Consider the following 13424-nt stretch of genomic DNA (forward strand, 5'->3'; position numbering starts at 1 on the left):
GAGGTCAGGCCCGCTTCAGCCGCAGGGTCATCAGCTCGAAGGGGCGCAGGCGTACGGTGATCCCGTTGCCGTCCCGGGCGGGGGTGGCCGTCTCCGGCAGCGGGCGTTCCAGCAGGTCGGTGACCGTGGCCCCGGTGACGTGGAAGCCCGCGGTGAGCGTGGCCCGGGCCCGGCCGCCGTGGGCCTCGTGGAAGCGGACGACCACGTCGCCGCTGCCGTCGTCGGCCAGCTTGACCGCGGTGACGACCACCGCCTCCTGGTCGACCGCGACCAGCGGCGCGACCTCCCCCGCGCCGGTGATCCGCCGCTCCGGCAGATTGATCCGCCAGCCCTCGCGGACCGCGTCGCCGATGCCCGCGCCCGGGACGAGGGCGTGCCGGAAGCGGTGGACGCCCTGGTCGGTCTCGGGGTCGGGGAAGCGCGGGGCGCGCAGGAGCGAGGCGCGGACCGTGGTCGTCGTACCTCCGTCGCCGTCGGTGCGGACGGTGCGGGTCACGTCGTGGCCGTACGTCGAGTCGTTGACGATCGCCACCCCCCAGCCGGGCTCCTCCAGGTGGACGAAGCGGTGGTTGCAGGCCTCGAACTTGGCCGCCTCCCATGAGGTGTTGGTGTGGGTGGGCCGGTGGAAGTGCCCGAACTGGGTCTCCGACGCGTACCGTTCGGCGTGCACATCGAGCGGGAAGGCCAGCTTGAGGAACTTCTCCGTCTCGTGCCAGTCCACCTCCGTGTCCACCACCAGCCGCCGCTCCCCCGGCGCGAGCGAGAGCACCTGGGTGACGCGCGACGCGCCGAAGGACCGTACGATCCGCACCGACACGCCGTCCTCACCGGGGCCGACCTCGTCGGCGTCGGTCAGGTCGGTGACCGTGTTGCGGTAGAACTCGTCGACGTCCCAGGCGTCCCACATGTTCGGGAAGTCGGGGTGGAGCTGGAGGAGGTTCGCGGCCCGGCCGGGGGCGATCGTCTCGCGGTCGGCCTGGATGTCGTACACCGACACGACCAGGCCCCGGGCATCGACCTCGATGCGCAGCAGCCCGTTGTCCAGAACGTGGCCGCCGTCCGGACGGGCGGCGAGCGTGGTCCCTCCCCTGGCCGTGGGCATGGCTGCGCCGCCCGCCGGGATGCCGGCGCGGGCATGGGGGGCGGCGTTGAAGACGACGGGTGTCGTGCCCTCGCCGGCCAGGGCGCGCTGGGCGGCGTCGATGATCCGGTTGAGCTCCTCGGCGATCCGCTCATAGGTACGGCGGGCCTCGCGGTGCACCCAGGCGATGGAGGAGCCGGGCAGGATGTCGTGGAACTGGTGCAGCAGCACCGTCTTCCAGATGCGGTCCAGGTCCTCGTAGGGGTAGGAAAATCCGGTGCGCACGGCCGCCGTGGCCGCCCACAACTCCGCCTCGTGCAGGAGGTGTTCGCTGCGGCGGTTGCCCTGTTTGGTCCTGGCCTGGCTGGTGAGGGTGGCGCGGTGGAGTTCGAGGTAGAGCTCGCCGACCCAGACCGGCGGGTTCGGGTACTCGGCCGCCGCCTTGGCGAAGAAGTCCGCCGGGGTCTCCCAGGCGACGGTCGCCGAGCCTTCGAGGTCGCGCAGCCGGGCCGCCTTGGCGACCATCTCGCGGGTGGTGCCGCCGCCTCCGTCGCCCCAGCCGGTGGGGGCGAGGGAGTGGCGGGCGACGCCCTTGTCCTTGAAGTTGCGGGCCGCGTGGGCGATTTCGCTGCCCTTCATGGAGCAGTTGTAGGTGTCGACGGGCGGGAAGTGGGCGAAGATCCGGGTGCCGTCGATGCCCTCCCACGTGAAGGTGTGGTGCGGGAACTTGTTGGTCCGGGACCAGGAGATCTTCTGCGTCAGCAGGTACTTGCTGCCCGCGGCCTTGATGATCTGCGGCAGTCCGGCGGCGAAGCCGAAGGTGTCGGGCAGCCAGGCCTCGTCGTTCTCGATGCCGAACTCGTCGAGGAAGAACCGCTTGCCGTGCACGAACTGCCGGGCCATCGCCTCGGATCCCGGCATGTTGGTGTCCGACTCGACCCACATCCCGCCGGCCGGCACGAACCGCCCGTCCGCCACGGCCTTCTTCACCCGCGCCCACACCTCGGGCCGGTGCTCCTTCACCCAGGCCCACTGCTGGGCCTGCGACATGGCGAACACGAAGTCCGGCTCGTCGTCGAGCAGCGCGGTCATGTTGGACGTCGTACGCGCCACCTTGCGGACCGTCTCGCGCAGCGGCCACAGCCACGCCGAGTCGATGTGCGCATGGCCGACGGCACTGATGCGGTGCGCGGACGGAGCCGCCGGGGCGGCGAGGACGTCGGTGAGCCGGGAACGGGCCTCGGCCGCCGTACCGCCCACGTCCTGGAGGTCGACCGCGTCCAGGGCCCGCTCCACCGCCCGCAGGATCTCCCAGCGGCGCGCCGACTCCACCGGCAGCTCGGCCATCAGCTCGCCGAGCACCTCCAGGTCGATCACCAGCTGCCACACCGTCTCGTCGAGGACGGCCAGATCCATGCGCGTGAGCGTGTACTGCGGCTCGCTGCCGGCGGTCTCCTTGTCGCCGAGCTGCGTGGGCAGGAACGGGTGGTAGCCGAGGACGACCGGGTTGGAGGCGGCCTCGATGTGCAGGCGCACCTCCTCGCCGCCCTCGGCCGGGGCGCCGATGCGCACCCACTGGTTGCGCGGGTTGAGGCCCTTCACCGGCGTGCCGTCGGGCCGGTAGACCAGGCCCTCGCACTGGAAGCCGGGCATGTTCTCGTCGAAACCGAGGTCGAGGATCGCCTCGACGGTCCGGCCGGCCCACGCCTCGGGCACGGTCCCGGTGACCCGGAACCAGCTGGTGCCCCAGGGAGCACCCCACCGGGCGCCCACCTCGATCGGGGCGGGCTCGGCCGCGAGCCCTTCGGCGACCGGCACGGGTTCGTCGGGGGCGTGCCAGACGGCCACGTCGAGTGGCACGGACTCGGGATACACGGCGGGTCGGATGCGTTCGTCGAGGACACGCCTCAGGCGGGCTTCCACGAGGCTGCGGTCGTCATGCATGCGGGGTGCCTCCGTAGCTGGGTCGCGATGGTTACCAGGTGTGGTTCACGGTCACGGGGTCCGACGAGGTGTAGAGCTCCCCTACGGCGCGCAGTTCGAACCGTGCCGCCCGAAGCGCAGGTCATCTGCGGAGGCGGCGGCACGGGGCGGCCGAGACGCGGGCCTGGGCCAATTTTGCAGGGCGTGCATCTTTGCATACCATGCAAGTTATGCCGGAGAAGGGTGCCGCAGGGGGCGGCCTGCGTGAGCAGAAGAAGCGGGCCACCCGGGCCGCGCTCGCGGAGGCGGCGGTACGCCTGGCCGCCGAGCACGGGGTGGAGAACGTCACCGTCGAGGCCATCAGTGCCGCGGCGGGTGTCTCCGTGCGGACGTTCTTCAACTACTTCGACGCACGTGACGACGCCTTCGTGGTGATCGACACGGACATCAGCGCCCGGGTGCGGAGCACCGTGCTGCACGCCCCGGCCGAGGTCCCCCCGCTCGACGCCGTGCGCGACGCCATCGCGGCCGAGCTCGCCGAGGCCGAGCAGCAGCACGAGCTGTGGCAACTCCATGCCGAGGTACTGCGGGCCGCGCCGCATCTGCTGGTGCGCAGCCTCGGCGCCCACCTGGCGGACGAGACCGGGCTGGCCGTGGCCATCGCCCGGCGCCTGCGCGGCGGCCCCGCGGACGTCCCCGGGACGACCGCGACGGACGAAGACGCCCGCCGGAGCCTCGACCTGTATCCGCGACTGCTGGCCGCGGTCGCGGGCACCGCCGTCCGGGTCGCCGTGGAGCACTGGAGCGCCGACCCGGCGGAACGCCAGTTCGCGGACGTGTTCCAGGAGACGTTCGCGAGCCTCGCCGCCGGGCTGCCGGCGCCGCCCGGCTGAGCATCGCACCCGCCGCCCGGTCCGACCCCGGGTCAGCGTCCCCTCTCCCGTCGCGCGCCGCCCGAGCACCTCCTCCCCGCCTCCCGAGCGTGCCCTCTCGCGCGGATCATCCGATCACCACCATCGAAAGAGCTGTCGTGACCGCACCACCGCAGACGCCGGAACAGGCGTCGCCCACCTCCATGACCCAACGGCAGATACTCCAGGCCATGTCCGGTCTGATGGCCGGCATGTTCGTCGCGATCCTGGCGGGCACCGTCGTCTCGAACGCGCTGCCCCGGATCATCGCCGACCTGGGGGCCGGCCAGTCCTCCTACACCTGGGTCGTCACCTCCGAACTGCTGGCGATGACCGCGACGGTGCCCCTGTGGGGCAAGCTGTCCGACCTCTACAACAAGAAGCTGCTCCTGCAGCTGTCCCTGTCGATGTTCGTCGTGGGGTCGCTGCTCGCGGGCTTCTCCCAGGGCGTCGGACTGCTCATCTTCAGCCGGGTCGTTCAGGGCATCGGCGCCGGTGGTCTGACCGCGCTCGCCCAGGTCGTCATGGCCGCCGTCATCCCGCCGCGCGAACTGGGCCGGTACGCGGGCATCTTCGGTGCCGTGTTCGCCGTGGGCACCGTGGCCGGACCGCTGGTCGGCGGTGTGCTGGTCGACACCGACTGGCTGGGCTGGCGCTGGTGCTTCTTCATCGGCGTGCCGTTCGCCCTGCTGGCCATCGCGCTGCTGCAGCGCACCCTGCGGCTGCCCACGGTCCGGCGGAAGGTACGGATCGACTGGCTCGGCGCGTTCCTGATCGTCGCCGGTGTCTGCGCGCTGCTCATCTGGGTCTCGCTGGCCGGCAACCAGTTCGACTGGGCGTCCTGGCAGACCGCGGCGTTCACCGGCGGTGGCGTGCTGCTGCTGGTGGCCGCGGTGTTCGTGGAGTCCCGCACCCCCGAGCCGGTCATCCCGCTCGGCATCTTCCGCAACCGCACGGTCACGCTGACCACCGTGGCCAGCCTGCTGGTCGGTGTCGCCATGTTCGGCGGGACCGTGTTCCTGTCGCAGTACTTCCAGGTGTCCCTCGGCAAGTCGCCGACTGTCGCGGGTCTGATGAGCCTGCCGATGATCCTGGGCCTGCTGGTGTCGTCCACCGTCGCCGGCCAGGTGATCAGCCGGACCGGCAAGTGGAAGCGGTACCTGGTGGCGGGCGCCGTCATCATGACCGCCGGACTCGGACTGCTCGCCACGATCGGCACCGACACCCACTTCGGCCTGCTCAGCATCTACATGGCGGTACTCGGCGTCGGCGTCGGCATGCTGATGCAGAACCTCGTGCTGGCCGCCCAGAACGACGTGCCCGCTGCCGAGCTGGGCACGGCGACCTCCGTGCTGTCCTTCTTCCGCAGCATGGGCGGCACCATCGGCACCAGCGTCCTCGGCGCGATCCTCGCCAACCGCGTGGCGACCGAGATGACCAAGGGCCTCGAGGAGGCCGGCCTCACCGGGGCGGCGGGCCAGGATTCGGGCGGCGAGTCCTCGCACGTGCCGGACATGACGACGCTGCCCGCCCCGATGCGGTCGATCGTGGAGCACGCCTACGGCGTCGCCACCGCCGACCTGTTCCTCATCGCGACGCCGTTCGCGCTGCTCGCGCTGATCGCCGTGGTGTTCCTGAAGGAGAAGCCGCTGAAGACCACCAGCGGCATGGAACGCCTCGCCGAGGAGTCGGCGGGCGCTCCGGTCGGCTGAGCCCGGAGAGGCTGCCCCGCCGCACGCGGGGCAGCCCCTTCGCCGTACGGTCAGTGACAGGGCCGGAGTTGAGGAAGTCGTCGGATGTCAGCCGGATTCGTGGTCGGCACTCTCGACGTGACGGGCGCGTCCGGGCACAGTTCTGCCTACGTACTCGCGAGTACGTGCGCATCAGCCGCCCCCTGCCCCAAGGAGCGCCCGTGACCCACTGGGTCGGACGGACCGCCGTCGAGATCGCCGCCGCCGTACGCGAGAAGCAGGTCACGCCGCGGGAGGTGGTGGCCGAGCACCTCGCGCGGATCGAACGGATCGACGGCCGTGTCGGCGCCTTTCGCACGGTGCGGGCACAGGCCGCGCTCGCGGAGGCGGACGAGGTGGGCGCCCGCGGTGATCTGGGCGAACTCCCGCTCGCGGGCGTGCCCGTGGCCGTCAAGGACAATCTGGCGGTGCGCGGCGAGGCCGTGCGGATCGGCTCGGCCGCGACTGCCGACACGCCGGCCGACCAGGACCATGTCACCGTCGCCCGGCTGCGGGCGGCGGGTGCGGTGGTCGTGGGGCTGACCAATGTGCCGGAGCTGTGCGTGTTCGGTACCACCGAGGGCGTGCACGGCATCGCCCGGAACCCGTGGGACACGACGCGCACGGCGGGCGGCTCGTCCGGCGGCAGCGCGGCCGCCGTCGCCGCGGGCCTGGTGCCGATCGCCCTGGGCAACGACGGTATGGGCTCGCTGCGGATACCGGCGGCCAACTGCGGTGTCGTCACCATCAAGCCGGGCCGCGGGGTGGTTCCGGCGGGCATCAGTGACGGCGACTGGTTCGGCATGTCGGAGAACGGGCCGCTGGCGACGACCGTGGCGGACGCGCGGCTGATGCTGTCCGTCCTCGCGGACACCGAGGTCGTACGGCGTGGCGCGCCCGACACCCACCGCGTCGCCGTCTCCCTGCGCAGCCCCCTCGCCGGGGTCACCGTCAGCAGACCGTATACGGCCGCCGCCCAGGAAGCGGCCCGGCTGCTGATCAAGGCAGGGCACCAGGTGCGGCGTGCTGATCCGCCGTATCCGCTGTCGCTGAGCTTCACCTCGCTCGCCCACTGGACGGCAGGCACCTCCGTCGACGCCCAGGGCCTGGACCGGCGGCTGCTGGCCCGGCGCACCCGGGTGCACGCGGCCGTCGGGAGGCGGTTCGTGGGAGCCGTGCGCGGCGGCGGGAGCCGGGACGCCCTGCGCCGGCGTCTGGAGCCGTTCTTCGCCGAGTACGACGTGCTGCTCACACCGGCGCTCGCCCGCCGTTCCCCCAAGGCCGGGCCCTGGCACGAGCGGGGCTGGCTGCGCAACGTGGCCGCCAACACCGCCTACTCGCCGATGACGCCGCCGTGGAACCTGACCGGCTGGCCCGCGATGACGGTGCCGCTGGGCACCCTCCCCTCCGGCGCCCCCTGCGCCGTACAGCTCGTGGGGCGGCCGGGTTCGGAAACGGAACTGCTGGGGCTGGCAGCCCAGTTGGAGGCCGCGCGTCCGTGGCAGCGGACGGCGCCGCTGGAGTAGGCGGCCCTGACTACAGCGCCTTGTACATGATGTGCAGCCCCACGGGGCCGTGCCGGGGGTGGTCGTAGGCGCCTGGCACGGTGCCGAGGATGGTGAAGCCGAGAGAAGTCCAGAGCTCGACCGCGGGGTTGGTCTCGACGACCGCGTTGAACACCATGCCCCGGTAGCCCTGGGCTTCGGCCTCGGCCAGGATGTGCTCGGCGAGGGCGCGGCCGATACCGCGGCCGCCCTGGTCGGGGTCGACCATGAAGCCGGCATTGGCGATCCGGGCGGCGGGGCCGCCGTAGTTGGGGATGAGGTAGGCGGAGCCGACGACGGCTCCGGTCTCGTCCTCGGCGACGTACACCCGTTTGGCCGGGCTCATCCACAGGGCGCGGGCCGCTTCCTCGGTGGTGTCCGGGTCCCAGGCGTAGGTCTCGGCGGCGGCGACGATGCGGTGCCAGAACGGCCAGATGTGCGGCCAGTCGTCGGCCGTTGCTTCCCTGATCAGCATGGGCGTGAGTCTCGCACGCCCATGCCGTCGGCGATCGCGAAGGGGCCTGCCGGGTATATCCGGGTCAGTCCACGCTGGGCAGGATGTGCGGCTCGGCGAGGTCGTCCTCGTAGCCCGCCAGGCGGATCGGGGCGGACCTGGCCCACACGTCGAGGTTGCCGAGCTCGCCGGGGCGGCGGCCCGCGCGCTCCGTGCGTTCCTTGGGGCGCTGTTCGCGATTCGTCTTCTCCGGTGTCACCGCGCACTCCTTATGTGTCGGGTCACCCTCGGGGCGCGTCGGCGGTCTGCGGTCCGCTGCCCGACGCCCGTTGGGTCTGACGTGCTGCTGCGCGGACGCGGTGGCGTCGGTGGGTCGCGTGAGAGCAGGCCGTTGTGCACCGGCTTGCCCCGGGACGGACGGTGGGTGTGGGTAGGGACCCGTTCTGGCTGTCCGCCTGAACCAGACTAACCAAATGAGCGGGGGTCCGCTCGATAGGGCTGAAAACAGTGGGTAACTATTGCGCGTCACCCCGTGCGCAATAAGGGGAAATCTACACTTATTTGTTACGCAATGGACTCTTTTGGTTCACTCGAACGGCCTACCCGGGCGAACACGCCCTCGACCAGCGGCTGCGGGGGGCCACGCAGTTCAAGTCCCGTTGGCCGATTCGCAAGGCGGCCATGATCTGCTGACGTCCGGCAACGGCTTGTCCGGCGGGAGGACTGGCGCATGGAGCTGCGCAGTATCGAAGAGCTGATGGATCTGCTGAACGCCTGCCGCGGAGTCCGGGACACCCCGGACTGCACCGGCGACCCGGTCGACCTGCACGACCACGCGCTGCAGACGGCCGCACTGCTGCGCCGAAGTCGCCCCGCCGACAAGGAACTCCAGATCGCGGGCCTGGTGCACGAGATCGGGTATCTGCTGCGGCCCGGCGACGACGCCGGTCACGCCGACCATGCGGCGGACGCCGTCCGGGCCTTGCTCGGTGAACGGGTCTCCCGTCTCGTACGACTGCATGTGGCCGCCAAGCGCTATCTGGCCGCCGTGTCTCCGGGGCGTGAGCTGTCCCCGCGAAGTGCTCAGACCCTGAGCAGGCAGGGCGGCCCGATGAGTCCCGCGGAGGCGGCCGCGTTCGAGCGGGACCCGCTCGCCGACGACGCCGTGACCCTGCGGCAGGCCGACGAGGCCGGCAAGGCCATCGGGTTCGACGCGGGGGTCCTGGAGGACTGGCGCACGGTCCTGGAGCTCGTGGCGGCCCGCAACTCACGGCTCGGGGCCGTCGAGTAGCGTCCGCCCGGTCCGGCCTCGTGGCGGACGCCCGCCGGGCCTCACCACTTGCCGGGCGCGTAGTCCTTCAGGAAGACGCCGTACAGGTCCTCGCCCGCCTCGCCGCGCACGACCGGGTCGTAGACGCGGGCCGCGCCGTCGACCAGGTCGAGCGGGGCGTGGAAGCCCTCCTCGGCCAGGCGCAGCTTGTCGTAGTGGGGGCGCTCGTCGGTGATCCAGCCGGTGTCGACCGAGGTCATGAGGATGCCGTCGGTCTGGAACATCTCCTGGGAGCTGGTCCGCGTGACCATGTTCATCGCGGCCTTGGCGGCGTTGGTGTTCGGGTGGCCCGCGCCCTTGTAGCCGCGGCCGAAGACGCCCTCCATCGCCGAGACGTTGACGACGTACGCGCGCCCGCTCGCCGCCTTCTTCGCGGCGTCGGCCATGACCGGGCGGAGCTTGCTGATCAGGATGAACGGCGCCGTGTAGTTGCACAGCTGGGTCTCGAGGAGCTCCACCGGGGAGATCTGCTCGATGGTCTGCACCCAGGTGTTGGTGTCGACGACGTCGGGGACGAGGCCGCCCGCGTCGATGGCGGTGCCGTCGTGGTGCCGGGCGACGCTGGCGTTGCCGGCGACCAGGGCGAGGTCGGCGACCTGCTGTGCGTCGAGGCCGGAGATCCCGACGGGCAGCGCGGCCAGGCCGTCGACGGCACCGGAGCCGAAGGCGCCGATCACGTGGTGGGCGGGCAGCTCACCGGCGGGCAGCGGGGCGCTCTCGCCCTCGACCAGGGCGGCGTAGGCGGAGGGCAGACGGCGTACGGTCTGCGTCGCGTTGTTGATGAGGATGTCCAGCGGGCCCGCCTCGGCGACCTGGTCGGCGAGGGCCACGGCCTGCGCCGGGTCACGCAGGTCGATGCCGACGACCTCGAGGCGGTGCATCCAGTCCGCCGAGTCGTCCATGGCCTTGAAACGGCGGATGGCGTCCTTCGGGAACCGTGTGGTGATCGTCGTGTGCGCCCCGTCGCGCAGCAGCCGCAGCGCGATGTACATGCCGATCTTGGCGCGGCCGCCGGTGAGCAGCGCACGCTTGCCGGTGAGGTCGGCGCGGGCGTCGCGCTTGGCGCGGTTCAGGCGGGCGCAGTCGGGACAGAGCTGGTGGTAGAAGTAGTCGACTTCCACGTACCGGGTCTTGCAGGTGTAGCAGGAGCGCGGGCGCTGGAGTATCCCCGCGATCTTGCCCTCTTCCGTGATCGACGACGGGAGGATGCCCTCCGTCTCGTCGTCGATGCGCTGGGCGGAGCCGGTCGCCGTGGCCTCCGTGACCGTCTTGTCGTGCGCGGTCTTGGCGGCCCGGCGCTCCTGGCGGCGGCGCTGCTTGACGGTGCGGTAGATGCCCGCGGTGGCCCGGCGCACGGCGATCGCGTCGGGGTGGTCGACCTCCAGCTTGTCGAGCTCCTCGAGCACGCTGAGGCAGACGGCCAGCCGCTCGGGGTCGATGCCGGGCCCGTACACCACCTCGTCCGTGATCGCCGAGCCGTCCTCTGTCACCGTCATCGCCGCTGCCGTTCCCTGTGTCTGCCGTCGCGGCGCTCCGGTCGCGCCCGCATTCGAACGGCAGATTTTACGGAGCGCCGGGCCGCACCACCAAACCCGTCACGATCAAGGAGCGCAGGCCTTGATCAGCGTCTCCACCTCGTCGGACACCGCCTGGGCGAACCGGTCCAGGTCCGGTACGGCCCGTGCGTCGGCGACGAGCCCGTAGTGGACCCGCCCCCGGTACGTCGAGACGGCGACGGCGAGGGACTGGCCGGCGGCCAGCGGGGCGAAGGGGAACACCTCCGTGAGGGGGTTGCCGCCGAGCTTCAGGCCGAGGCCGGGCAGCGGCACGCTGGTGACCAGGATGTCGAACCACAGCCGGGCGGCCTGGCTGACCAGCGGGCCGCCGAGCCGGTGGCCGAGCGCCGGCACATGGTCGGCGAGCAGCGCGACGGCACCCGCGCCCCGGTTGGGGCCGGCGTCCTTGTTGCGGCCCATGGCCGTGCGGACCGTCTCGAGGCGGCCGAGCGGGTCGGGGTCGTCGACCGGGAGCTGTATCAAGTAACCGGACAGCCGGTTGCCCCGTGGGTGCGCGGTGCGCGGGCGGCGCTTGGAGACGGGGATCAGCGCGCGCGGCGCGACGCCCTCGCTGCCGTCGCCGCGTTCGTCGAGCCAGCGGCGCAGGGCGCCCGCGACGACGGCGATCAGGACGTCGTTGACGGTGCCTCCGACGACCTTGCGGACGCGGTGCACGTCGTCGATGTCGAGGACCACTCCGGCGGTACGACGGGTGCCGGAGGGCTCCGAGGTCAGCGCGGGCGACGAACGCATACCCAGGGTGGACAGGGCGACGGAGGCGCCGATGTCGAGCGCCCGGCCCATGTCGGACACGGCGCCGCGCAGCAGTCCGGGCAGCTTGCGCACGTCGGGCAGCAGGCCGCGCGGGGGCTCGGCGGGGCGGGGCCGCGGGGCCGGCATGTCCGTGGGGTCCAGGACGGCCGCGGCCAGGGTCAGCGCGCGCAGACCGTCGGCCAGGGCGTGGTGGAACTTGAAGAGCACGGCGAACGAGACGCCGTCCTCCCCCGGCAGCACGTGCGCCTCCCACGGCGGCCGGCCGCGCTCCAGCGGACGCTCCATGAGCCGGCCCGCCATCCCCTGGAAGTCGGCGGTGGGGGCATGCAGCCGGACGTGGTCGAGCGGGTCGAAGTCGGGGGCGGGCTCCCTGGCCGCGCCGCCGAAGGCGAGCGGCCGGCGGAGTCCGAAGGGGAACGGCTGCCCCATGTCGAGCGGCCGCCACACGTCCCGGATCCGCATCCGCAGCCCGGGCACCGCGGCGGCACGGGCGGCGAGCAGATCGGCGGCGTGGGCACCGGCGGCGGGCGAGTGGGACGCGAACACGCCGAGCGCGCCGAGATGCATGGGATGCAGGTCGGACTCGATGTTCCAGAACGCCAGGTCGAGTGGTGCGAGCAGGTCAGGAGTCAATGGCTTGCCTCGCGACGATGACGGGTGGGCCAGCAGTCAATCGCCCTGGGGCGATTACGGTCAAGTACGATCAGGCTACGTACAGTTAACAGCAGATTAAGTCCCGCCTCCTGCGAAAGAGGCGGGACTTATGTGGCGTAAGAGGTCATAGTGTCGAGGTCAGCGCCCACGAAGGCGTGAACCGAGGCCCGGCCCGGCGTGTCCGCTCGATCGTGTGACGGGCCGCCGCTCCTGCCGAAGCGGCCGGGCTACGGCACCCGCTGCCCCTTGCCCAGCGCGATCACGCCGCCCTTGGACACCGTGTACAGCTCGGCGTCCCGCTCCGGGTTGACGCCGATCGTCGCGCCGGGCGGCACCTCGACATTCTTGTCGAGGACCGCGCCGCGCACCACCGCACCCCGCCCGATGTGGACGTTGTCGTGCAGCACCGACCCCTGCACCACCGCCCCCGGGTCGACCACGACACCCGGCGAGAGCACGGACCGCGTGACCTGCCCCCGGATCAGGCAGCCGGCGCTGATGATGGACTCGCCGGCGATGCCGCCGGCGTTGAAGCGGGCCGGCGAGAGCTGGTTGGAGTGGGTGTAGACGGGCCAGCTGCGGTTGTAGAGGTTGAAGGCGGGCCGCTCGGCGATCAGGTCCATGTGGGCCTCGTAGTACGCGTCGAGCGTGCCGACGTCACGCCAGTACCCCTGGTCGCGGCTGGTCTCGCCGGGGACGTGGTTGTCGCCGAAGTCGTACAGGTGGGCCTCGCCGCGCTCGGTGAGCTGGGGCAGGATCGAACCGCCCATGTCGTGCACGGAGCCGGCGTCGTCGGCGTCCCGCTGGAGGGCCTCGATCAGCGCCTTGGTGGTGAAGATGTAGTTGCCCATGGAGGCGAGGACGGAGTCGGGGTCGTCGGGCAGGCCGGGCGGGTCCGCGGGCTTCTCCAGGAACCGCTCGACGGTGCTTCCGTCCGAGCCCGGGGTGATCACGCCGAAGGAGGAGGACTCCGTGCGCGGGACGCGTATCCCCGCCACCGTCACGCCCGCGCCGGACTCGATGTGCTGGGCGAGCATCTGCCGCGGATCCATGCGGTACACATGGTCGGCGCCGAACACCGCGACGTACTCGGGCCGTTCGTCGTAGATCAGGTTCAGGGACTGCAGGATGGCGTCCGCGCTGCCCAGGAACCAGCGCGGGCCGAGCCGCTGCTGGGCGGGGACGGGCGTGACGTAGTTGCCGAGCAGGCTGGACATCCGCCAGGTCGTGGTGATGTGCCGGTCCAGCGAGTGGGACTTGTACTGCGTGAGGACACAGATGCGCAGGATGTCGCCGTTGACGAGGTTGGAGAGGACGAAGTCGACAAGTCTGTACGTGCCGCCGAAGGTCACCGCCGGTTTCGCGCGGTCCGCGGTCAGGGGCATCAGGCGCTTGCCCTCTCCGCCTGCCAATACGATCCCGAGCACCGAAGGCCCACCACGACGCATGGCCGCTCCCCTCACCCTG

Annotated in this window: 10 protein-coding genes; 4 read left to right on the top strand and 6 right to left on the bottom strand. The window is 71.7% G+C overall.

Going from position 1 to position 13424, the window contains the following annotated elements:
* Positions 1–4: 4 nt before the first annotated feature.
* On the bottom strand, positions 5–3025 hold the full coding sequence (locus ACFV7R_RS28060; RefSeq protein ID WP_385268291.1) for an alpha-mannosidase: 3021 nt from the start codon (positions 3023–3025) through the stop codon (positions 5–7).
* A gap of 200 nt (positions 3026–3225) precedes the next feature.
* Here ACFV7R_RS28060 and ACFV7R_RS28065 point away from each other — a divergent pair, with 200 nt between their 5' ends.
* The 3 genes from ACFV7R_RS28065 (at position 3226) to ACFV7R_RS28075 (ending at position 7171) form a co-directional block, all read left to right on the top strand.
* The gene (locus ACFV7R_RS28065; RefSeq protein ID WP_385268292.1) at positions 3226–3897 is read left to right on the top strand and encodes a TetR/AcrR family transcriptional regulator; all 672 of its coding nucleotides are present in this window, start codon (positions 3226–3228) and stop codon (positions 3895–3897) included.
* A 182-nt stretch (positions 3898–4079) separates the two neighbouring features.
* Positions 4080–5627 (top strand): DHA2 family efflux MFS transporter permease subunit, encoded by a 1548-nt coding sequence (locus tag ACFV7R_RS28070; protein ID WP_385268552.1) that lies wholly within the window; start codon positions 4080–4082, stop codon positions 5625–5627.
* Between the two features lie 200 nt (positions 5628–5827).
* Complete coding sequence (locus ACFV7R_RS28075) at positions 5828–7171, top strand: amidase (protein WP_385268294.1); 1344 nt, start codon at positions 5828–5830, stop codon at positions 7169–7171.
* A gap of 10 nt (positions 7172–7181) precedes the next feature.
* Here ACFV7R_RS28075 and ACFV7R_RS28080 read toward each other — a convergent pair whose 3' ends face one another.
* The gene (locus ACFV7R_RS28080; protein ID WP_385268296.1) at positions 7182–7664 is read right to left on the bottom strand and encodes a GNAT family N-acetyltransferase; all 483 of its coding nucleotides are present in this window, start codon (positions 7662–7664) and stop codon (positions 7182–7184) included.
* A gap of 64 nt (positions 7665–7728) precedes the next feature.
* Positions 7729–7902, bottom strand: coding sequence for a hypothetical protein (locus ACFV7R_RS28085; protein WP_129802632.1), 174 nt, complete (start codon positions 7900–7902; stop codon positions 7729–7731).
* A gap of 471 nt (positions 7903–8373) precedes the next feature.
* On the opposite strand from ACFV7R_RS28085, the gene ACFV7R_RS28090 reads away from it, so the two are divergent.
* Positions 8374–8934, top strand: a complete 561-nt coding sequence (locus ACFV7R_RS28090; RefSeq protein WP_385268298.1) for a metal-dependent phosphohydrolase — start codon at positions 8374–8376, stop codon at positions 8932–8934.
* A 41-nt stretch (positions 8935–8975) separates the two neighbouring features.
* On the opposite strand, the gene ACFV7R_RS28095 is transcribed toward ACFV7R_RS28090, so the two are convergent.
* From ACFV7R_RS28095 to glgC, 3 genes are all read right to left on the bottom strand, one after another.
* Positions 8976–10469: an SDR family NAD(P)-dependent oxidoreductase gene (locus ACFV7R_RS28095; RefSeq protein WP_385268300.1), complete on the bottom strand. Its 1494-nt coding sequence runs from the start codon at positions 10467–10469 to the stop codon at positions 8976–8978.
* 105 nt (positions 10470–10574) lie between these two features.
* Entirely contained in the window at positions 10575–11936 is a 1362-nt protein-coding gene (locus ACFV7R_RS28100) for a wax ester/triacylglycerol synthase family O-acyltransferase (protein WP_385268302.1), read from the bottom strand.
* Between the two features lie 248 nt (positions 11937–12184).
* Positions 12185–13405 carry a glucose-1-phosphate adenylyltransferase gene (gene glgC / locus ACFV7R_RS28105; protein WP_385268304.1) on the bottom strand — a complete coding sequence of 407 codons (1221 nt, stop codon included), beginning with the start codon at positions 13403–13405 and terminating at the stop codon, positions 12185–12187.
* Positions 13406–13424: the final 19 nt, after the last annotated feature.

It is taken from the genome of Streptomyces sp. NPDC059866, assembly GCF_042731325.1.
Classification (GTDB): domain Bacteria; phylum Actinomycetota; class Actinomycetes; order Streptomycetales; family Streptomycetaceae; genus Streptomyces; species Streptomyces flavusporus.

Coding starts and splice junctions, on each gene's coding strand:
- ACFV7R_RS28060 (WP_385268291.1), bottom strand. CDS start 3,025: ATGCATGACGACCGCAGCCTCGTGGAAGCCCGCCTGAGGCGTGTCCTC.
- ACFV7R_RS28065 (WP_385268292.1), top strand. CDS start 3,226: ATGCAAGTTATGCCGGAGAAGGGTGCCGCAGGGGGCGGCCTGCGTGAG.
- ACFV7R_RS28090 (WP_385268298.1), top strand. CDS start 8,374: ATGGAGCTGCGCAGTATCGAAGAGCTGATGGATCTGCTGAACGCCTGC.
- ACFV7R_RS28070 (WP_385268552.1), top strand. CDS start 4,080: ATGACCCAACGGCAGATACTCCAGGCCATGTCCGGTCTGATGGCCGGC.
- ACFV7R_RS28080 (WP_385268296.1), bottom strand. CDS start 7,664: ATGCTGATCAGGGAAGCAACGGCCGACGACTGGCCGCACATCTGGCCG.
- ACFV7R_RS28095 (WP_385268300.1), bottom strand. CDS start 10,469: ATGACGGTGACAGAGGACGGCTCGGCGATCACGGACGAGGTGGTGTAC.
- glgC (WP_385268304.1), bottom strand. CDS start 13,405: ATGCGTCGTGGTGGGCCTTCGGTGCTCGGGATCGTATTGGCAGGCGGA.